Origin of the sequence: Nonomuraea sp. NPDC052634 (assembly GCF_040678535.1) — a bacterium.
GTDB classification, from domain to species: Bacteria; Actinomycetota; Actinomycetes; order Streptosporangiales; family Streptosporangiaceae; genus Nonomuraea; species Nonomuraea fastidiosa.
Window position 1 is genome coordinate 1,158,939 of the sequence record NZ_JBFATY010000001.1, and the last position, 20,886, is coordinate 1,179,824.

The following is a 20,886-nucleotide window of genomic DNA, read 5'->3' on the forward strand; positions in this document are numbered from 1 at the left end:
GTCGGCGGGGGCTGGTCGGCCGGGAGCGGCGGCCACAAGCGCGCTCGGACGGCGAGGCGCGTGGAATCAGCGGTCCCAAGGCCGCGATGTGGCGAGCGTGCTCAGGCGGCCGGGCGGGCGGAGGCGGCGGTCAGGAGGCGGCGGACGTTGCGGGCGGCGACGCGTCCGGCGCGGTTGGCGCCGATCGTGCTGGCCGAGGGGCCGTAGCCGACGAGCTGGATCCTGGGGTCGCGGACGACCTGGGTGCCGTCCACGCGGACGCCGCCGCCCGGCTCGCGCAGGTGCAGGGGGGTGAGGTGGTCGAGCGCCGCCCGGAATCCGGTGGCCCAGATGATGGTGTCGCAGGCCAGGAACGTGCCGTCGTCCCACTCCACGCCGGTCTCGGTGATGCGGCGGAACATCGGGCGCCGGTGCAGCGCCCCCTTGGCCAGCGCCTCACGTACGACGGCGCTGTAGGTCAGGCCCGTCACGGCGACGACGCTCTGCGGCGGCAGCCCGGCGCGTACGCGCTCCTCCACCATGGCGACGGCCTCCCGCCTGGCGTCCTCGCCGAAGTCGTCGTCCCGGAACTCGGGTGGCCGCCGCGTGACCCACGCGGTCGCGGCGGCCACCCCCGCGATCTCCGACAGCACGTGCACCGCCGACGCGCCGCCGCCCACGACGACCACCCGCCGCCCCGCGAACTCCGCCGGCCCCCGATAGTCGGCGTAGTGCAGCTGGCGGCCGGCGAAGGTGGCGGCGCCCGGGTAGTACGGCCAGTAGGGGCGGGTCCAGGTGCCGGTCGCGTTGACGAGGGCGGCGGCGGACCACTCCCCCGCGTCCGTCTCGATCAGTAACCGTCCCGCTTCGCCCTCGCGTACGGACGTGACCCGTACCGGACGTACAACGTGGAGCCCGGCGGCGCGCTCGTACGCGCCGTAGTACGCGGGAACGACCTCGGCCGCCTGCCGCGACCCGTCACCGCCGGGCGGCTTGGGGAAGCCCGGCAGGTCGAAGACCCCGTGCACCTTGTCCATCGTCAGCGAGGGCGAACGGTGCCGCCACGCCCCGCCCGGGCCCGCGCCCGCGTCCAGCACCACGGGCTCGAACCCGAACCGGCGCAGGAAGTAGGCGCTGGACAGGCCGGCCTGCCCGGCCCCGATGACGACGACCTCGGTCTCCTCCACGCTCACCCTCAACCACCAGGGCCCCGCCCCTCTTCCCACCCGCTCCTTTTGCCGTCGCGTCCATGGCCGTCAGGGCGTCCATCCCCTCTCCACGGCGGGGACGCGCCTGGGGGTGCCGTGGCCTGCGGCGGGGAGGACTCCTGTTCCCGTCCGGCCCCGCCAGGACGGAGGTGCAGCGAAGGACGGCCGCTGAGCCGCCTCCCCCTCCCCCGCCGGAAAGCGCCGACGGGAGAAAGGGCGGCCCGTGGCCGGGAGCGCCCGGTCCGGGCCGGGAACCGGCAGGAGCCCGGACGGCAGGCGGCCAGGACGAAGGGCTGGGCGGCCGGGTGCGGACGGGGACGAGAGGTCGGGGGGTGAGTAGTGGACGGCAACGAAGAGCGTGCGTGACAGACTCCGGGCCGGTACGAGGGGCGGACCCGGGGTGAGCGGTCACACCTCAGGGCTTGCGGACCGGGGCCGTGGAGCCGCGGACGACCAGCTCGGTCGCGAGCTCCACATGATGCGAGTCCACCCGCTCACCTTCCGCCAGCCGCAGCGCGGTCCGCAGCGCGGCCTGCCCCATTTCGCGCAGCGGTTGCCGGACGGTGGTGAGCGGCGGCGAGGTGACCTTGGCGATCTGGGTGTCGTCGAACCCGACGATGCTCAGATCCTCGGGGATGCGCAGCCCGCGCGCCCGCGCCGCCTCCATGATGCCGACGGCCATCTCGTCGCTGCCGGCGAAGATGGCGGTCGGGGCGTGCGGCAGGTCGAGCACGGCGGCTCCGCCTTCGACGCCGTCCTGGTAGTGGAAGTGGCTGGAGCGCACGTAGCCGGGCAGCACGGGCGCCCCTTCGGCCTCCATGGCCGCCCGGTAGCCGTGCAGCCGCGCCTGGTTGCACGCGGCGGTGGCGGGGCCGCCGATGTAGGCGATGCGCCGGTGGCCGAGGGAGAGCAGGTGCTGGGTGGCGGCCAGCCCGCCGGCGAAGTTGGTCGAGCCGATGCTGGTCACGCGGGTGCGCGGCAGGTTGAGCGGGTCGATGAGGACGAGCGGCAGCCGTGCCCTGCTGAGCGCGGCGGGCTGTCCTGCGGTCAGTTCGCTGGTGACGGCGATGAGCGCGCGCCGTCCCGCGGCGACCAGGCTGCGCGCCCAGGCGGTGGTGCGGGCCTCGCCTCTCCTGATGCTGACGACGACGCCGACGCCGGCCTCGGCCCCCGCCTCGATCACGCCTTGGATGATCTCGGTGGAGTAGGCGTTGAGGTCGGTGTCGAACTGCACCTCGACGGTGCCGAGCCCGGCCTGCTCGCGGCGCGGTGCGGGGGCGACGTAGTCGTGCTGCTGGAGCAGCTCCTGCACCAGGGAGCGAGTGGCCGGGGAGACGTCGCTGCGGCCGTTGAGCACTTTGGAGACGGTCGCGACGGACACTCCTGCGGAGGCCGCGACCGTGGCGAGTGTGGCCCGTCTAGAGCTGGGCGGCATCTGCACCCCCTTGCCGAGACTGCCCCGCGGCCGTGCCGGCGCTCACCTCGACGGGTGTGACGAGGCGCCGGTCGTGGCCGACGTGGCGGGCCTGGCCGGTCAATCGTACGACGGCGCGGCACGGCAGGTCGGCGGCCGAGGTGCCGACGAGCACCTCGATGTCGCCGGGTTCGACGACGCGGCGCAGGTCGCGCCCGGTGAAGGAGGTGCGGTCCGCGTGTATCCGGAAGGTGACCTCGGCGTCGGCGCCTGGTTCGAGCGGGACGCGGGCGTATCCGATGAGTTGTTTGACGGGTCTGGTGACCTGGGCGACGAGGTCGTTGATGTAGAGCTGGACGACCTCCGCGCCGGCCCGCGCTCCGGTGTTGCGCACGGTGACGGTGGCGGTGAACTCGCCGTCGGTGGGCACCTCGGCGGAGCTGAGCCGCAGGTCCGACACCTCGAAGGTGGTGTAGGAGGCGCCGTAACCGAAGGGGAACAGCGGGGTCGGGTCGAGGTTGCTGATGCCGTGGCTGTCGGTGCCGAGCGGCGGCTGCAGGTAGGTGGCGGGCTGGCCGCCGGGCGTGCGCGGGATCTGCACGGGCAGCTTGCCGGTGGGCTGGACGCGGCCGGTCAGCACGCCGGCGATGGCGGCGCCGCCCTCCTCGCCGGGCATGAACGCCTGGACGAGCCCGGCGGCGCGGTCGCGGACCTCGCCCAGCGCGTACGGGCGCCCGGAGACCACGACGACGACCACGGGCGTGCCCGTGCCGGCCAGTTCGGCGAGCAGGTCGGCCTGGACCCCGGGCAGCCGCAGGTCCTCGGCGTCGCAGCCCTCGCCGGACGTGCCCTGCCCGAACAGCCCGGCCAGGTCGCCGACGACGGCCACGCACACGTCCGCCTCGCGGGCGGCCGCCACGGCGGCGGCGAAGCCGGAGCGGTCGTCGCCGCGCACCTCGCAGCCCTTCTCGTAGCGCACCTCGGCGTCGGGCAGCTCGGCGGTGAGCGCGTCGAGCACGCTGGGCGCCTCGATGCCGAGGCCGAGGCCGGGGTGGCGGGGCAGCACGTGGTTGGGGAAGGCGTAGCAGCCCATGAACGTGCGCGGGTCGTGCGCGGCGGGCCCGACGACGGCGACGCGGCGGGGCGCGGTGCGGCCCTCGCCGAGCAGCGGCAGCGCGGTGCCGGCGTCGAGCAGGATGATCGAGCGTTCGGCCAGCTCTCTGGCGAGGGCGCGGTTGGCGGGCGAGTCGAGGTCGACGTCGGCGGCGCCGGCGACGGACTTCTCGGGCGTCCAGTCGTGGTCGAGCAGGCCGAGCTCGACCTTCTGGGTGAGCAGGCGGCGCACGGCCCTGTCGATGATCTCCTCGGGCACTTCGCCGCTGCGCACGCGCTCGGCGAGGTGCGCGCCGAAGCCGAGCGTGTCGGGCAGCTCGACGTCGACGCCGGCGGTGAGCGCGTGGACGCCCGCCTCCTCGGTGCCGGCGGCGATGCGGTGCATGGTGGCGAGGAACGGAACGGCCCAGTAGTCGGAGACGACGGTGCCGGTGAAGCCCCACTCATCGCGCAGCACCTCGGTCAGCAGCCACGGGTCGGCGCCCGCGGGGACGCCGTCGACCTCGGAGTAGGAGTGCATGACCGAGCGGGCGCCGCCGAGCGCGATCGCGGTCTCGAAGGGCGGCAGGATCATGTCGAGCAGCTCGCGGCGGCCCATCGGCACGGGGCCGTGGTTGCGGGCGGCGCGGGAGGCGGAGTAGCCGGCGAAGTGCTTGAGCGTGGCGATGACGCCGGCGTTCTCCAGGCCGCGGACGTAGGCGGCGCCGAGCGTCGCCACCAGGTACGGGTCTTCGCCCATGGTCTCCTCGACCCGTCCCCACCGGTAGTCGCGGACGACGTCGAGCACCGGCGACAGGCCCTGGTGCGCGCCGACGGCCCGCATGTCGCGGCCGATGGCGGCGGCCATGCGCTCGACCAGGTCGGGGTCGAACGTGGCGGCCCAGGCGATGGCGGCGGGGTAGACGGTGGCGCCGAAGGCGGTGAAGCCGGTCAGGCACTCCTCGTGCACGATGGCGGGGATGCCGAGCCTGGAGCCTTCCATCACGATCCGCTGCTGGCGGACGACCTCGGCCGCGCCCTCCTCCGGGGTGACGGGTGCGCTGCCGTGGACGCGGGTCAGGTGGCCGAGGCCGTGCCGGGCCGCCTCCTCCAGCGGGATGGTGCCGGAGGCGGCGAAGACGTCTTGCATGGGTGCCACGTTCAGCGGCTCGGCGCCCGGTTCCGGTTCCTCGGCCTGACTCATGTCGTTGCCGACCCACCGGCTGCCGAGCTGGCCGATCTTCTCCTCCAGGGTCATCTCGGCAAGGAGGGCTTCGACTCGGTCGGCCACGGCGAGCGCCGGGTCCTGCCACGGGCGCAGTGCCCGATCCGCCGTCGGGGTCCGATCTAGAGCCGTCATGTACTGCGCTCCTTAAGAAGGTGCGGTCTTCACGTAACTTTTCGAAAATGTTTCGACAGCGGTGCCGATCTCCGCGCGCGGCCTTCGCCGTCCCAGACCTCCAGCTAAGAGCACGCGCGCTGCTACCTTACACGCGCCACATCAGATAGCCAGATGTTTCCCTGATCGACAAGGTCTTGACACCACTATTTTCGAAACCTAGATTGGCGACCCCCGCGGTCATGTCGAAAATGTTTCGATGAGCTGACACTAGGAGGAGTGGAAGAGTGGCACTAGGGTGCCAATCCACGACCGCCGGTCATCGCATCCATTGATCAACGAGCCGCGACCCCCAGCCCGCGGCACTCAAGTACGGAGATCAGCGTGGAGTCCAGGACAACCACCTCTCGCCGCAACTTTCTCAGCCTCGTCTCCATGGGTGTCCCCCTAGGAGCAGCACTCGCCGCCTGCGGCGGCACAGGACCCACCCAGACCGGCGCCGGTGGCGGCACGGGCAACGCGACCACCGGTGGTGGCGGTGCCAACAGCGCCACGTACTGGTACCTGTCGACGCAGCCACAGGAGGGTGTGCGCACCCGGACGATCGAGCGCCACAACAAGGCCAACCCCAACGGGACGATCGTCGGCACGACCTTCCAGAACGACGCCTACAAGACCAAGATCAAGACGGCCATCGGCGCCGGCCAGGCCCCCACCCTCATCTGGGGCTGGGGCGGCGGCACCCTGCGCAGCTACGTGCAGGCCGGCCAGGTCGACGACCTGACCGAGTGGTTCGACCAGAACCCGGCCGTCAAGGACAAGCTGTTCCCCTCGTCCTTCGGCGCGGCGACGATCGACGGCAAGATCTACGCGATGCCGTGCGAGACCCTGCAGCCGATCGTGCTCTACTACGACAAGCGGGCCTTCGACAAGATCGGCGCCCAGCCGCCGCAGACGTGGGGCGACATCCTCGACCTGGTGCCGAAGTTCAACGCCAAGGGCATCGCGCCGTTCTCGCTGGGCGGCCAGTCGCGCTGGACGAACATGATGTGGCTGGAGTTCCTCTTCGACCGCATGGGCGGTCCGGAGATCTTCCAGGCCGTGTTCGACGGTGAGAAGGACGCCTGGTCCAACCCGACCGCGATCAAGGCGCTGGAAGAGATCCAGAAGCTGGTCAAGATGAACGGCTTCGTCAAGGGCTTCTCCTCCATCACCGCCGACTCCAACGCCGACCAGGCGCTGCTCTACACCGGCAAGGCCGCGATGATGCTGCACGGCGGCTGGACGTACGGCAGCATGAAGGCCGACGGCGGCGACTTCGTCTCCGGCGGCAACCTCGGCTACATGAACTTCCCGCCGATCGACGGCGGCAAGGGCGACCCCGGCAACACCGTGGGCAACCCCGGCCAGTACATCTCGATCTCCTCCAAGGCGACGCCCGAGCAGAAGGAGATCGCCAAGAAGTTCTTCGCCGGCGCGCTCATCGACGACACGGCCGTCAAGGAGTGGGTGGGCACCGGCGCCGTGCCGATCATCAAGGGCGCGGACAAGGAGTTCGCCAACTCCGAGGACAAGGACTTCCTGACCTTCGTCTACAACATCGCCGTCAACGCCAAGTCCTTCGCCCAGTCGTGGGACCAGGCGCTCAGCCCGACGGCCGCCGAGGTGCTGCTGGACAACATCGCCAAGCTGTTCCAGCTGAGCATCTCGCCGCAGCAGTTCGCCACCAACATGAATGCGGTCATCGGCAAGTGAGCGCTGTGATGACGACCGCCCGGCCCGCCTCCAGGGCGGGCCGGCGCGGCTCCCTCGGGTGGATGACCATCCCGGCCTTGGTGTTCTTCGTCGGTTTCGCTCTCATTCCGCTGGTGGGGGTGCTCGCCCTCAGCTTCGCGCAGTGGGACGGGCTCGGGGAGATCGGTGTCGCCGGGTTCAGCAACTGGACCGCGATCCTCTCGGATCCCGGCCTGCCGCACGCGCTGTGGATCACCTTCCTCGTCATGGCGATCTCGTGGGCGGTGCAGACGCCCGCGAGCATCCTGATGGGCACCTTCCTGGCCGGTCACCAGCGGTACCGGGCGGTGCTGTCGGTGATCTTCTTCATTCCGCTGCTGCTCAGCTCGGCGGCGCTGGCCATCACGTACAAGGCGCTGCTCGACCCGAACTTCGGTCTCGGCGCCGGCCTGGGGATCCCCTTCCTCGTGCAGGACTGGCTCGGTGAGCCGGTGCTCGCCTTCGGCGTGGTGATCTTCGTGGTGTCCTGGCAGTACATCCCGTTCCACGCGCTGATCTACCAGGGCGGCGTGCGCCAGATCCCGCGTTCGATGTACGAGGCCGCGGAGCTCGACGGCGCCGGCCGGGTGCGCAGGTTCTTCAGCATCACGCTGCCGCAGCTCAAGTACACGATCATCACGTCGTCGACGCTGATGGTGGTCGGTTCGCTGACCCTGTTCGACCTGATCTTCGTGCTGACCGCCGGCGGTCCCGGCGACGCCACCAGGGTGCTCGCGCTCGACATGTACAAGCGCGGTTTCCAGGCCAACCTCATGGGACCGGCCAGCGTGATCGCGGTCATCCTCGTCCTCGTCGGCCTCGCCCTGTCGCTGTTCCTGCGCCGGCTCGGCGGCCGAGACCAAAGCCACAGCCAGCTTGAAGGGGCCTGACGCATGACCACCGCCCCCACCAGGGCTCAAAGGCGCGAGACGCTCGCGGCGGGACCGGCTCACCGCCGCCGGGTCTCGCGCAGCCAGGAACGACCCAACTGGATGGCCGGCCTGACCAGCATCCTGTGGCTGGTGATCGTCGTCGTGCCGATCTACTGGATCGTCATCACCAGCTTCAAGTCGCAGTCGAACTACTACCAGGAGAACCCGTTCGCCCCGCCGGCCGAGCCGACGCTGGCGAACTACCGCCTGGTCATCGAGGCCGACTTCATCCAGTACTTCATCAACAGCGTCATCGCGACCGTCGGCGCCGTGGTGCCGGCCGTGCTGGTCAGCTTCATGGCGGCGTACGCGATCGTCCGCGGCGGCAGGAGCCGCCTGCTGCGCTGGACGAACTCGATGTTCCTCATGGGCCTTGCGATCCCGCTGCAGGCCGTGGTGATCCCGATCTACCTGATCATCATCCAGCTCGGCCTGTACGACTCGCTGATGGCGCTGATCCTGCCGTCGATCGCGTTCGCGATCCCGCTGTCGGTGCTCGTCCTGTCGAACTTCATCAGGGACGTGCCCAAGGAGCTGTTCGACTCCATGCGGATCGACGGCGCCACCGAGAGCGAGATGCTCTGGAAGCTCGCGTTCCCGCTCACCCGCCCCGCCGTGGTGACGGTGACGATCTACAACGCGCTGCAGATCTGGAACGGCTTCCTGCTGCCGCTCGTGCTCACCCAGAGCCCCGACAAGCGCACGCTGCCGCTGGCGCTCTGGTCGTTCCAGGGCCAGTACAGCATCAACGTGCCCGCAGTGCTCGCCTCGGTCGTGCTCACCACCCTGCCCATCCTGGTGCTGTACGTGGTGGGCCGCCGCCAGCTCCTCGCCGGCCTCACCGCCGGGTTCGGCAAGTGAGCTCGCCGGCGTGCCTGGCCAGGTGCGCCATGTCCCTCTCATAGAGACGGTCGTCCCCGCGGGCGACGTGGCCGGCGAAGGCCGCGTCGCCCGCGGCGGCGCGTTCGCGCATGAAGGCGACCAGGCGCTCCAGCCTGGTCACCGCCATATCGGGCAGCGCCTTCAGCGCGTCGTCGCCGAGCCCGTACGCGCCGGCGAACAGCCCCAGCCTGCGCGCCTGTTCCGCCACCGGCGCCCCGCCCGCGTGACCGGGATCGGTGAGCGGCACGAACCGGTAGGCGGCGTAGGCCACGTCCCACAGCCGGGGTCCCGGGTGCGCGGTGTCGAAGTCGATGAACGCGACCGGCTCGCCGTCCCTGAACACGGTGTTGTACGTCGCCACGTCGCCGTGGCAGATCACCTCGGCCGGCTCGACCGGCGGAAGGTACCAGACGGCGCCGGGCGGCGGCGTGAAACCGGCGGTGGCGTCGTGGTAGCGGCGCAGCAGCCGGGCCGCGCCGGTCAGCGCCTCGTCCGTACGCGCCCACGCCGGCAGCGGGTGGTCGGCGGTCTCCCCCGCCACGAAGCCGAGCACCTCGCGTCCTTGCTCGTCCACGCCGTGGACCCGGGGAGCGCCGGTGAAGCCGCGTCCGGCCAGGTGGCGCAGCAGCGCGTGCACGGCGGGCGTCCACGGGCCGGTGGGCCGGCGTACGGTGCCCGCGACGCGGACCACGTGGTTGACGCCGCCGCCCGTCAGGATCTCCTCGCCGTCCTCGCTTCTCCGCACGCCCTCCCTTCTACCGTCCGGCGAGTCCGCGATACCAGCGGTTTTATCCCGGTCTTCCCGGGCGCGCGGTAGAACAGGCGGCATGAACCCAGCACCGGTGGTGCTCGTCGTGGACGACGAGCCCAACATCCGCGAGCTGCTGCTCGACGCCCTGGAGGTCAACGGGTTCCGCGTCCGCACGGCCGCGTCGGGCACACAGGCGCTCAGGAGCGTCGGCAGGCAGCGGCCCGACCTGGTCCTGCTCGACGTGATGCTGCCCGACCTCGACGGCTTCGCGGTGGCGCAGCGGCTGCGCCCGGACGGCGGCGGTCCCCCGGTGCTGTTCCTGACCGCCCGCGACACGGTCGAGGACCGCATCGCGGGGCTGACGGCGGGCGGCGACGACTATGTGGCCAAGCCGTTCAGCCTGGAGGAGGTGGTGCTGCGCATCCGCGCCATCCTGCGCCGTACGGGGTCGCGCGAGGAGTCCTTCGACGACGGCCTGCTGCGCTACGCCGACCTGGAGCTGGACGAGGAGACCCACGCCGTGCGCCGCTCGGGACGGCACATCCACCTGTCGCCGACGGAGTTCGCGCTGCTGCGCTACCTGATGATCAACGCCGAGCGGGTGGTGAGCAAGTCCCAGATCCTCGACCGCGTCTGGGACCACGGCTTCGGCGCCGACAGCCGCATCGTGGAGTCGTACATCAGCTATCTGCGCCGCAAGATCGACGCCGTGGGAACGCCGCTGATCCACACGCTGCGCGGGGTGGGCTACTCGCTGCGCGACCAGGCGCTGATGGACCGGAAACGCTGATGGAAGCCTCTCACGGCGACGCTCCGCGCCGGCGCGGCCGGGCATGGCCGCTGCGGCACCGGCTGCTCGCCGCGCTGCTCGGGCTGTCGGCGGCGGCGCTGGCGGTGTTCGCGGCGGCGGGGGTGCTGCTGCTCGACCGCTCGCTGCTCGCCCGCGTGGACGCCCAGCTCACCGCGTTCGCCACCTCGTTCGGCAACGGCCCGCCGCCCGGCGCTCCGCCGCCGCCCCCGCGCCGCGGCGGCGAGGTGGAGCTGCCCACCCAGTTCCGGGTCACGGTGTTCGCCGGGTCGGGCGCGGTCGTGCGGCGGCTGCCCGGCACGGGCGACGGCCCCGACGTGCCGCCCGAGCTGCTCGAACACCCGCCCGCCGCCCCGTTCACCGTGCCCGACAGGTCGGGTGACGGCGAGTGGCGCACGATGATCGTCCGCATGCACGACGGGAACCGGGCCGCCGTCTCGCTCTCGCTCGAGTCCCACCGGAGCACCGTGCGCCAGCTCCTGCTCATCGAGGCGGCGGCGGGCGCCCTGGTGCTGGTCCTGCTGGGCGCGGTGGCGCTGGTCGTGGTACGCATCGGGCTGCGCCCGCTCACCCGGATGGAGCGCACGGCCGCCGCCATCGCGGCCGGCGAGCTGGACCGGCGGGTCTCCGACAGCGACCCGCGCACCGAGACGGGCCAGCTCGGCCACGCGCTCAACGTCATGCTCGGCCGCCTCAGCGAGGCCCTGCGCCAGCGCGAGCGCTCCGAGCAGCGGCTGCGCCGCTTCCTCGCCGACGCCTCCCACGAGCTGCGCACGCCGCTCACCTCCATTCGCGGCTTCGCCGAGCTGTACCGGCACGGCAGGCCGGACCCCGACCCCGCCGTGGCCCGCATCCTGAGCCGCATCGAGGGTGAGGCCGAGCGGATGGGCGTGCTGGTGGAGGACCTGCTGCTGCTCGCCCGCCTCGACGAGGAGCGCGCGCTCGACATGACCGAAGTGGATCTGCCCGTCATCGCGGGCGACGTGGTGCACGGGGCGCGGGCGCGCGACCCCGGGCGCGAGGTGGAGCTGGTGCTGGGCGACGGTCCGGTACGCGTGCTCGGCGACGAGCACCGGCTGCACCGCGTCCTCGCCAACCTGGTGGGCAACGCCATCACCCACACGCCGCCGGGCACGCCCGTCCACGTGGTGCTCGGTCAGGCCGGAGCATGTGATGATGCGGCGGCCGTGGTGCACGCCGGGGCCGATCACGTGCGGGAGCCGGTCGCCGTGATCGAGGTGCGCGACGAGGGGCCGGGGATCGACCCCGAGCATCTGCCGCGCATCTTCGACCGCTTCTATCGCGCCGGCCCGTCGCGCAAGCGTCGCGGCGGCGGCACCGGGCTGGGGCTCGCGATCGCGGCCGCCCTGGTGGGGGCGCACGGCGGCCGCATCGAGGCGCGCAGCCGCCCCGGCCGTGGCACGGCCTTCCGCGTGCTGCTCCCGGCCGTCCCGCAGCGGTAAGGCGGCGTTCACACATTATTCCCAGCTTGTTGCGGTCCCATATGGGCTGACACGGAAGGAGAGACATGCTGGGAAGATTCCGCAGACCTACCGTCTCCGCAGGTCAGCCCGCCAGTCCCGGCCCTCCCCACGACGAGGCGGGACACGCGCTGCGCGCCCCCAGCAAGCTGCACGCGTTCAACCGATACGAGATCAAGTACCTCGTGGACGCCGCCACGGCCGGCGAACTGCGGGCCGAGATCGAGAAGCTGCTCGACCGCGACCGGCACAGCGGTGACAACGGGTACGGCATCTGGAGCGTCTACTACGACACCCGGCATCTGCGCTTCTACTGGGAGAAGATCGAGGGCCTCAAGTTCCGCAGGAAGCTGCGCATCCGCCACTACGGCGACCGGTTCCAGGTCACCGGCGGCACCCCGGTCTTCGTGGAGATCAAGCAGCGGGTCAACCGGGTCACCCAGAAGCGCCGGGTGCGGCTGCCGTACCGTGACGCGATCGCGCTGTGCGACGGGCGCGCGATGGTCGCGCACGAGCCGTCCGAGCGGGCCTTCCTCGAAGAGGTGCTCGACCTGGTCTGCCGTCTCGACCTGCGGGCCACCGCGATGACCGGCTACCAGCGGCACGCGTACGTGGGCCGCGGCGCCGACGTGGGCCTGCGGGTGACGTTCGACCACCGGGTGCGCGGGCGCGACCGGGACTTCCACCTGGGCGCCGACGCGGAGAACCGGTTCATCATCCCGCCCGGCAAAGTGATCATGGAGGTCAAGGCCAACGAGCGGGTGCCGTACTGGCTCACCGACCTGACGGCCAAGCGGAACCTCCAGGTGGTCCGGGTCTCCAAGTACTGCCAGAGCGTGGAGGCGTACGGGCTGGCGCCCCGTTCGCTCTTCCACATCCCCGGCCACGACCTCGACCTCGACTGCCCCGCCCCCGGCCGCGCTCCGGCCATGACCATCGCCAAGGAGGCGTGACTCCCATGGACTTCTCTTTCCAGGACCTGTCGGGCACGTTCAGCGTCGCCGACATCGCGCTCGCGATGGCCCTGTCGTTCGTGCTCAGCGCCATGATCGGCTGGGTGTACCGGGCGACGCACCGCAACGTCTCCTACAGCCAGTCGTACGTGCAGACGCTCGTCATCCTCGGCATGCTGATCTCGCTCATCATGCTGGTCGTCGGCTCCAACATCGCCCGCGCGTTCGCCCTGGTCGGCGCGCTGTCGGTGGTGCGGTTCCGCAACGCGATCAAGGAGACGCGGGACGTCGGCTTCATCTTCCTGGTGATGGGCGTCGGCATGGCCGTCGGCACCCGGTTCTACCTGCTGGCCGTGGTCGCCGCCGTGGCGATCTCGCTGATCATCATGATCATGCACCGGTTCAACTGGTTCCAGCTCAACGTGCGCCGGCAGGTCGTCAAGGTGCAGGTGCCGTCCGACGACGACTACACGCACGTCATCCAGGACGTGCTCATCCGCCACACCGACGAGTTCGAGCTGGTCAGCATGGAGTCGATCAGGGGCGGCGCGCTGCTCGAGCTCATGTACACGGTCAAGATCAAGAAGGGCAGCGAGCCCGCGGACGTCATCGCCGCGCTGCGCGAGCGCAACCACGGCCAGAACGTCACCGTCCTGACCGGGTACGACCAGACCGACCTGTGAGGGCCCCGTCATGGCACAGCCGCATCGGCTCAAGCACCGCATCCCCGTCAAGCTCCGGCACAACTGGAAGCTCGTCGCGCTGTGCACGGCGTTCCTGGCGGCGTGCTGGGGGGTGTTCGGCAGCGGGACCATCCGGCCGTACGTCACCACCTCCGGCACCGTACGGACCGGCGACGTCGTCCAGGACCTCACCGGCACCCGCGAGCTGTTCGACACCTCCGTGCCGCACGAGGTGACGCTCACCTTCCGCGACGAGGGCTACCAGGACATGCTGACCGAGTACTTCAAGGACGGCGAGAAGAAGTACGTCGAGGCGGACCTGACCATCGACGGCACCAGGATCCCGAGCGTGGGGATCCGGCTCAAGGGCAACTCGACGCTGCAGGGGCTGACCTGGAAGGGGCGGACCCGCCCGCGCACCGGGCCCGGCGGCCGGCAACAGCGGAACGGCCGGCCCCCGGCCGATGGGCAGCCCCCGGCCAACGGGCAGCCCCCGGCCGATGGGCAGCCGCCCGCCGACGGACAGCCCCCGGCCAACGGCCAGCCACCCGCCGACGGACAGCCGCCCGCCGATGAGCAGCCACCGGCCGATGGGCAGACGCAGCAGAACGGCCAGGAGCAGCACAACGCGCAACCCCCGGCGAACGGGGAGGCACAGGAGAACGGGCGGGGCCGCCGCAACGACGCGCCTCCCGGCAACGGGCGGCCCCCTGAGCTGAAGGCCGAGGAGCCGGAGAACCTGCCGTGGCTGATCAGCTTCGACGAGTTCGTGGCGGGCCGCCGCTACCAGGGCCACAGCCAGATCGCCGTACGCCCGGCCATGCAGCAGTCGTCGGCCCTGCTCAACGAGGCGCTGGCCATCGCCATGGTGGGGGCGGCGGGCGAGCCCACCCAGCGCTCGGCGTACGCCTCGTTCTCCGTCAACGGCCGCGCATCGAAGCCGCGCCTGCTGGTCGAGTACCTGGACGAGGGGTACGCCGAGCGCCTCGGCGAGGGCGTCCTGTACAAGTCGCTGGCCTCCAGCCAGTTCACCTACCAGGGCGAGGACCAGACCGCGTACGTCGACGACTTCAAGCAGATCAACCTCAAGGGCCAGCGCGACCTCCAGCCGGTCATCGACTTCATCAAGTGGGTGGACGAGGCCTCGGACGAGGAGTTCTCCAAGGGATTGGCCGAGCGGATGGACGTGGAGTCGTTCGCCCGTTACGCCGCTCTGCAGAACCTGATGCTGAACTTCGACGACATGGCGGGGCCTGGGCGCAACTACTACCTCTGGTACGACCTGCGCACCTCCAAGTTCCAGGTGATCAGCTGGGACCTCAACTTCGCGTTCAGCGGCGACGCCACGGCCGGGCCGAACGACACGGTCGGCATGCGGTTCGGCGGCCGTCGCGCCCGCGCCGGTGCGCCCGACCAGCAGGAGCAGCAGGGCCGGGAGGCTCAGGTGCCCCCTGAGCGCCGAGGCGTCGGTATGCGTCCCGGGCACACGTTGAAGGACCGCTTCCTCAAGGACGCCGGTTTCCAGCGGCTCTACCTGCGCGAGTACGCCGCTCTGTACCGCGAGCTGCTGGCGGGCGGCACCGCCACGAAGCTCCTCGACGAGGCGCTGGCGGCCTACAACCGCAACGCCGGGGCCGACACCGCGAAGGCGGCCCAGGAGGCGACCGCCCTCCGCAAGACCCTCACCACCCGCACGGAGGCCCTGAAGTCGCTGATCTCCTGACCCGGTGTGTGACGTGCGGCGGGCACTCCCGCCCTGCGTGCCCACCGCACGAGCTGCGGCTGCCCGGTGCGATCACCGCTCGGCTCTTCGATGCCCGCACCCGCCGACGGGCGCGTCGAGTGAGCAGGCTCAGCGGGCTCTGAAGGCGACGGCGGTGGTCGAGGTGATCGCGGTCACCAGGGCGACCGTGAGCAGCACGGTGCCCAGCGGGTTGGGGCGCCGCTCCGCAGGCTTGATCTGCAGGGCGTGCGACCGGGCCGACGGGGTCGGGGACGGAGTGGGAGTGGGCGTTCGGGTCGGGGCGGGCGCAGGCACCCGGACCGGTGCAGGAGGAGCCGGCACGGCCCTCGGCACCGGCCCCGGCCTGCCGCGCGGGCACTCCCCGAGGTGGACGTCGCCCGCGCACAGCCCGTCCGGATAGACCGTCACCTGAGGCACCGTGACCTGCGGGGCGGCGTTCCGCTTCGCGCGCGGCATCGAGATCGACACCCTGGGACGGGGCGAGCTCTGCACCCACACGCGGGGCACCCGGACCTTCGGCCCGACGGTGACCCGCTTGGGCGGCGCCGGTGGGCGTACGGACGTCTTCGGCACCGGACGGGGCTTCATCACCGGCTGGGTGGAGGTGGGACGGGGCAGCCGCACCCGTCCAGGATCCGGAACGGGACGCGACACCCGCACAGGCTGTGCCGCCCCCGCTCGCAGCGGCACCTGCACCGCTGCGGCCGCTCTCCCCCGCACCGGCACCTGCGCGACCCCGGCTGCCCGCACCCGCGCCGCGTCGTCCGCGCCCCGCGCCGTGCCATCCGCCACTCGCGCCGCACCTTCTGCCGCTCGCACCGCGTCATCCGCGTCCCGCGCACGCCGCGAACCGCGTTCCCACGACGCCCCGCTGCCGGCTGCGACCGAGCCCTTCGCCCGAGGAACCGCGCGGGGGCCTTGTGCCTGAGGCAGCGTCCCCGCGCCTTGCGGCTGCGCAGCCGGCCGCGCACCCTGGGTGTCGGCAACCGTCCCTGCGCCCTGCACCTGGGAGACCGCCCACCCGCCCCGCGATCGAGGGGCTACCCCGGCAGCCTGCGACCCGCGACCCACCACGCCCCCCTGCGACCCGCGAGCCGCCGCCCCTGAGGCGCGAGCCGCCACAGCCTCCTGCGAGGCGTGAGCCACCGCGGCACCTTGCGGGGCGTGAGCCGCCACGGCACCTTGCGGGGCGTGAGCCGCCGCAGCGCCCTGTGAGGCGCGAGATGCCGCAACGGCATCCTGCGTCCGAGAAGTGGTGGCGGCATTCTGCGTCCGAGAGGTGTGGAGTCCGGCGGTGGCCGGGCCGGTCACGGTGGCGGTGATCAGGGCAGTGGCCAGCAGGAGCGGCGCGCGCCTGGCTCCCACGGTCACATACCTCCGGCGATCCGGGCGAACTCATCGAGCGCGCTCCTGAACGCATCAGGCCCGACCGCCAAAGGCCCGTCGAAGGCACGGGAGATGTCCCACGTCAAGTAGGTGCCGAAGCCGATCAGCGCGGCGGTCGCCACCAGGGGCAGGATCGCGAGCCCCCGCGGCCTGGCCCCGGCGAGGAACGGGAAGATGATCACCAGGACACCGGTGAGGATCGTGAGGAAGAGCAGGCCGTCCGGCGGCCGGGCGGCGGCGTCGGCGGTGCGCTGGGCGCGGGCGGTGGAGAGTGCGCTGAGGTGTTCGAGCACGTTGGCCTTGGCGTCGGTCTCTTCGTCGTCGCGGGTTTCGAGTGCGGTGACCCGGGCGCGCAGGTTGTCCAAGCGCTCGCCGCCGACCGGATGCATCCTGCCTTCCGCCATGAGCGGCCACTCGTCCCTGACCACGAAGGCGACGTACTCCCGCAGCGACCGGCGCACCTCCTCCGACGCGCTGCCGGGCAGCTCGGCGGCGGCCCAGTAGGCGTCGACGGCGGCCTGGCTCTCGGCGTGGGTGTTGAGCCTGGCGGCGTCGGCGGTCGTCCAGGGCACGATGATCGCGATGGCGAACACGAGCAGGAACATCGCCGACAGCATCGCCCCGGCGTGCGAGGCCGAAGGGCCGCCGGGATCGCGGTCCTCGCCGGCTCTCTTGACCCGCCTGAACACCAGCGCCGTGAGCGCCACAGCGCCCACTGCCGCCAAGATCGATAGCGTGTACGCCACCATGAAGATCTCCCGCACCTCTTTCGGATACGCAGTGTCACATTACTATCACACAGTGCAATGATGGCGTCAGGCGCGCAAAGGTAAAGTCCAGGGCAAGCCCATACCCCCGGCGAGCCGCCAGGAAGGGCCCACAGTAAAGGCCCCGGGGACGTGCCCCGGGGTGATCCCTGGGCCAGACCCTGAGCCGCAATCGTACGGAAAATCCGGCTAAGTGATCATCTCGGGGGTGGGGTGGAGGTGGGAGCGTCCGGGCCGTTCGCGGTGCGAGAGCGAAGTGGCCTGCGAAGGGGACACAAGGGGCGTGCGGTCGGCCGAGGTGGCGCGCGGCCGGCACCGGCCTCAGCGGAGGTACGGAGCCCGTGGGAGAGGTGACGACGGAGAGCGCAGTGGAGTGGTGGACAGGAGTGCGCGGCGAAGCGGCGGACGGAAGGTGCCGTGGATGGGCGGGCTCGAAAAGCGCCATGGAAGGGCGCGCTGGAGGGTGTGGCGGAGCGGCGGGCTTGAAAGTGCCGTGGGGTGGCGGGTTCGAAGATGCGGCGGGTGGTGGACTGGGAGTGTGGCAGGGTGGAGGTTGGTCGGGGGCGGGCTGGACGGATTGTTCGGGTGGTGACTGGATCGCTCACTAGATGTCCAGCCGGATGATGAAATTTCGGAAATCTCGGGACCATGGACCGTGTGAAGCTCAACGGTCGTAAATTCGTCATGGTCAGCTCGACGGCCAGCAAGGTCAACCCCGATGGTCCCACGCGGTTCGAGTACTGGGAGGACGACGGGCTGGTGTGGGGCAGCTACACCGGCGACACCGTGACCCAGGGCCGCTTCGTCGGGACGCGCGACGGCGACCAGGTGACGATCTCCTACGTGCACGCCCTGGTGGCCGGGGGCAAGGCGGCGGGAAAGAGCACCAGCCGCATCGAGACCGGCGATGACGGGCGGCTGCGGCTGGTGGAGGAGTTCAGCTTCGAGGGCGACGACACGCCCCATGTCAGCGTGTGCGTCGAGGTGCCCTGACGCCCTGGCTTCAGGCCATGTGATGTTTCTGGCCTACCGGAACCTGATCCGGGAGGCTCAGGCACTCACCCCGGCGGTACTTGGGTTTGTGGCGGCATCGTCGGAGCCGAGGTGGCCGGCCCGGCCCTGAAGAGGCCGGTGGACACTTCAGCGGTGCCGGCAACGGTCCCGAAGAGGCCGGTGGCCACCTCGGCAGGGCCGGCAGCGGTCCGCTCCGTGACGCGGCAGGACCGCGTAAGGAGGTGCGGGCCGGAGCGTGCGGGCCGGAGCGAGCGGGCCGGAGCGAGCGGGCCGGAGCGAGCGGGCAGGTTCGACGTGGGGCGGCCGGCGTGGGGCCGCCCCAGGCGTCCATGCGAGGGTCAGGTGTCCTTGCGGAGGGCGGCGCGGCCTTCGGCGGCGCCGACGAAGCGCATCTTGCCCAGCGGCACGTCCCCTTGCGCCTCCGGAGCGGGCCGCCGCTGGGCGCGGGCGGCGTGGTCGCGGTCGCTGGGCAGCACGTACGGCCGCTTGAGCACCTCGTCCAGGATGAACACCGTCTCGGTGGCCTTGACGGCGGGGATGTTGGCGAGCCGGTCGGTCACCATGGAGTGCACGGCGGCCACGTCGGCGACGCGCACCTGGATCATGGCGTCGTGCTGGCCGGTGGTGATCGCGCAGTACTCGACCTCGGGCATCCGTGCCAGCTCGGCCCTGAACTGCTTCCACATCTGCTGGCGTACGGTGACGAAGATCAGCGCGGTGATGCCGAGCCCGGCTCTGACGTGGTCGATCTCGGCGGTGAAGCGCTTGATGGCGCCGTCGGCGCGCAGCGCCTCGAAGCGCGTGTAGGCGTTGGCGCGGGAGATGCCGACGCGTTCGGCGAGGGCGGAGACGGAGATGCGGCCGTTCTCGCGGAGCACTTCGAGGATCTTCATGTGGATCTCGTCCAGTTCGAGACCGATTCCGATCCGTCCAGGCTGACCGCCACCGGCGACCCCATTTCTGGAAATTTCACTCATTAGTACCTCACCGCTGTTCATAGACGTCTCGCCGACCGCACAGAGCCTGGACGTTCTGCCGCACAATCCTCGACATCCTTCTGCCGAACGTCCAATCTTGGAGGACTTACATGGCGACCCGCTCGCAGACGGCGGCTGTGCTGCTCGCCGGTGCACTCGCCCTGGCCGCCTGCGGAAGCGGCGGCACCACTCCCACCTCCGGGGCCTCGGGGGCCGCCGGGGGCAAGACCCTCGTCATCGACACCTCCTTCGACCTGAAGACCGCGGACCCCGGCCGCACGTACGAGCCGACGGGGCTCATCGTGGGCAAGGCGGTCTACGAGACGCTGCTGACGTTCGACGGTGCCGATGTGACCAAGCCGGTGCCGGCGCTGGCCGAGTCGTACGAGCTGTCGAAAGACGGCAAGACGCTGACGCTCAAGCTGAAGCAGGGCGCCACGTTCGCCGACGGGTCTGCGGTGACCGCCGACGACGTGGTGTTCTCGCTCACGCGGGTGCGTGACATGAAGGGTACGCCGTCGTTCCTGCTGGACGGTGTCGAGGTGGCCAAGGAGGACGACTCGACGATCACGCTGACGTCGAAGTCACCGAACCCGGCGCTGCCGTACATCCTGCCGAACCCGGCGCTCGGCATCATCAACAGCAAGGTCGCCAAGGAGCACGGCGCGACCACGGACCCGCAGGACAAGGCCGAGCAGTACCTGAACAACTCCTCGGCCGGCTCGGGCCCGTACCAGATCGAGTCCTTCAACGTCAGCAGCCAGGTGACGCTGAAGGCGAACCCCAAGTACTACGGCGCCAAGCCCGCCTACGACCGGGTGGTCATCCGCAACGTCGAGGCCGCCACGCAGAAGCTGAACGTGCAGCGCGGCGACAGCCAGATCGCGCTCAACCTGTCGGGCGACCAGGTCACCGGCATGCCGCCGACGCTGCAGGTGAAGAAGACGCCGTCGGCGAACGTGCTGTTCCTGCTCGCCAACCAGGACCCGGCGATCAGCAAGACCACCACGAACCCGAAGTTCGTCGAGGCCGTGCGCAAGGGCGTGGACTACGCGGGCCTGCTGGAGCTGGCCGGTGAGGGCTCGGCGCAGGCGCCGGGCGTCATCCCGTCGCAGCTCCTGGGCGCGCTGCCGGCCGGCCAGGCCGCGAAGCGGGACGTCGAGGGCGCCAAGGCGGCGCTGGCCGAGAGCGGCCTGTCGAACCCGGCCGTGAAGCTGGAGTACCCGAGCGAGCTGACCGTGAACGGCCTGTCGTTCCAGCCGCTTGCCGAGCGCATCCAGGCCAACCTCAAGGAGGTCGGCATCACGGTGGACCTGCAGCCGGCCCCGGTGACGACGGCGCTGGACAACTACCGCAACGGCAAGGAGGAGATGGGGCTGTGGTACTGGGGCCCCGACTACCCCGACCCGAGCGACTACCTGGCGTTCCTGCCCGGCAAGACCGTGGGGCTGCGGGCCGGCTGGAAGGAGGGCGCGGCCAAGGAGCTGGAGTCCCTCGGTGAGAAGGCCGCCGCGGCGATCGGTGACGACGCCCGCAAGGCCGCGTACGTGGACGTGCAGACGAAGCTGAACGAGGCCGGCCCGTTCGTCCCGCTGATCCAGCCGAGCCAGAACATCGTGGCCGCCGCGTCGGTGACCGGCATCGAGTACCACCCGGTGTGGACGGTGGACATCGCCGACCTCGGCGTGAAGTAGGGGACGTCG

The 20,886-nt window shown here is 71.1% G+C and carries 17 protein-coding genes; 10 read left to right on the plus strand and 7 right to left on the minus strand.

Annotated elements, in window-relative coordinates; genetic code table 11:
* Positions 1-101: 101 nt before the first annotated feature.
* The 3 genes from AB0K67_RS05445 to AB0K67_RS05455 form a co-directional block, all read right to left on the minus strand.
* Positions 102-1,166, minus strand: coding sequence for an NAD(P)-binding domain-containing protein (locus tag AB0K67_RS05445; protein WP_364053279.1), 1,065 nt, complete (start codon positions 1,164-1,166; stop codon positions 102-104).
* A 436-nt stretch (positions 1,167-1,602) separates the two neighbouring features.
* Complete coding sequence (locus tag AB0K67_RS05450; protein WP_364053282.1) at positions 1,603-2,622, minus strand: LacI family DNA-binding transcriptional regulator; 1,020 nt, start codon at positions 2,620-2,622, stop codon at positions 1,603-1,605.
* On the minus strand, positions 2,606-5,053 hold the full coding sequence (locus tag AB0K67_RS05455; RefSeq protein ID WP_364053285.1) for a glycoside hydrolase family 3 N-terminal domain-containing protein: 2,448 nt from the start codon (positions 5,051-5,053) through the stop codon (positions 2,606-2,608). Before AB0K67_RS05455 ends, AB0K67_RS05450 begins: the two co-directional genes overlap by 17 nt.
* 414 nt (positions 5,054-5,467) lie before the next feature.
* On the opposite strand from AB0K67_RS05455, the gene AB0K67_RS05460 reads away from it, so the two are divergent.
* From AB0K67_RS05460 to AB0K67_RS05470, 3 genes are read left to right on the plus strand one after another with little or no spacing between them, the layout of a single operon-like run.
* Positions 5,468-6,787 (plus strand): extracellular solute-binding protein, encoded by a 1,320-nt coding sequence (locus AB0K67_RS05460; protein ID WP_364053288.1) that lies wholly within the window; start codon positions 5,468-5,470, stop codon positions 6,785-6,787.
* Positions 6,788-6,795: 8 nt separating this feature from the next.
* Positions 6,796-7,695, plus strand: a complete 900-nt coding sequence (locus tag AB0K67_RS05465) for a sugar ABC transporter permease (protein WP_364053291.1) — start codon at positions 6,796-6,798, stop codon at positions 7,693-7,695.
* 3 nt (positions 7,696-7,698) lie between these two features.
* A complete protein-coding gene (locus tag AB0K67_RS05470; protein ID WP_364053294.1) occupies positions 7,699-8,598 on the plus strand; it encodes a carbohydrate ABC transporter permease in 900 nt (299 codons plus the stop codon).
* Here AB0K67_RS05470 and AB0K67_RS05475 read toward each other — a convergent pair.
* A complete protein-coding gene (locus AB0K67_RS05475) occupies positions 8,576-9,364 on the minus strand; it encodes an aminoglycoside phosphotransferase family protein (protein WP_364053297.1) in 789 nt (262 codons plus the stop codon). The two genes, AB0K67_RS05470 and AB0K67_RS05475, sit on opposite strands and share 23 nt — an antisense overlap.
* A gap of 82 nt (positions 9,365-9,446) precedes the next feature.
* On the opposite strand from AB0K67_RS05475, the gene AB0K67_RS05480 reads away from it, so the two are divergent.
* The 5 genes from AB0K67_RS05480 to AB0K67_RS05500 all read left to right on the plus strand — a co-directional run bounded on the left by AB0K67_RS05480 (position 9,447) and on the right by AB0K67_RS05500 (position 15,018).
* The gene (locus AB0K67_RS05480) at positions 9,447-10,160 is read left to right on the plus strand and encodes a response regulator transcription factor (RefSeq protein WP_364053300.1); all 714 of its coding nucleotides are present in this window, start codon (positions 9,447-9,449) and stop codon (positions 10,158-10,160) included.
* Positions 10,160-11,641: a HAMP domain-containing sensor histidine kinase gene (locus AB0K67_RS05485; protein ID WP_364053303.1), complete on the plus strand. Its 1,482-nt coding sequence runs from the start codon at positions 10,160-10,162 to the stop codon at positions 11,639-11,641. Before AB0K67_RS05480 ends, AB0K67_RS05485 begins: the two co-directional genes overlap by 1 nt.
* Positions 11,642-11,706: 65 nt before the next feature.
* Entirely contained in the window at positions 11,707-12,612 is a 906-nt protein-coding gene (locus AB0K67_RS05490) for a polyphosphate polymerase domain-containing protein (RefSeq protein WP_364053306.1), read from the plus strand.
* 5 nt (positions 12,613-12,617) lie between these two features.
* Positions 12,618-13,295: a DUF4956 domain-containing protein gene (locus AB0K67_RS05495; protein ID WP_364053309.1), complete on the plus strand. Its 678-nt coding sequence runs from the start codon at positions 12,618-12,620 to the stop codon at positions 13,293-13,295.
* A 10-nt stretch (positions 13,296-13,305) separates the two neighbouring features.
* A complete protein-coding gene (locus tag AB0K67_RS05500; RefSeq protein ID WP_364053312.1) occupies positions 13,306-15,018 on the plus strand; it encodes a CotH kinase family protein in 1,713 nt (570 codons plus the stop codon).
* 129 nt (positions 15,019-15,147) lie between these two features.
* Here the strand turns inward: AB0K67_RS05500 and AB0K67_RS05505 are convergent, their stop codons facing one another.
* Positions 15,148-15,831 carry a hypothetical protein gene (locus AB0K67_RS05505; protein ID WP_364053315.1) on the minus strand — a complete coding sequence of 228 codons (684 nt, stop codon included), beginning with the start codon at positions 15,829-15,831 and terminating at the stop codon, positions 15,148-15,150.
* Between the two features lie 575 nt (positions 15,832-16,406).
* Positions 16,407-17,189, minus strand: coding sequence for a hypothetical protein (locus AB0K67_RS05510; protein WP_364053318.1), 783 nt, complete (start codon positions 17,187-17,189; stop codon positions 16,407-16,409).
* Positions 17,190-17,840: 651 nt separating this feature from the next.
* Between AB0K67_RS05510 and AB0K67_RS05515 the strand changes: the two genes are divergently transcribed.
* Complete coding sequence (locus AB0K67_RS05515; protein WP_364053321.1) at positions 17,841-18,185, plus strand: hypothetical protein; 345 nt, start codon at positions 17,841-17,843, stop codon at positions 18,183-18,185.
* Between the two features lie 359 nt (positions 18,186-18,544).
* Here AB0K67_RS05515 and AB0K67_RS05520 read toward each other — a convergent pair whose 3' ends face one another.
* Positions 18,545-19,204, minus strand: coding sequence for an Lrp/AsnC family transcriptional regulator (locus AB0K67_RS05520; RefSeq protein WP_364053324.1), 660 nt, complete (start codon positions 19,202-19,204; stop codon positions 18,545-18,547).
* Positions 19,205-19,293: 89 nt separating this feature from the next.
* Between AB0K67_RS05520 and AB0K67_RS05525 the strand changes: the two genes are divergently transcribed.
* Complete coding sequence (locus AB0K67_RS05525; RefSeq protein WP_364053327.1) at positions 19,294-20,877, plus strand: ABC transporter substrate-binding protein; 1,584 nt, start codon at positions 19,294-19,296, stop codon at positions 20,875-20,877.
* Positions 20,878-20,886 lie beyond the last annotated feature (9 nt).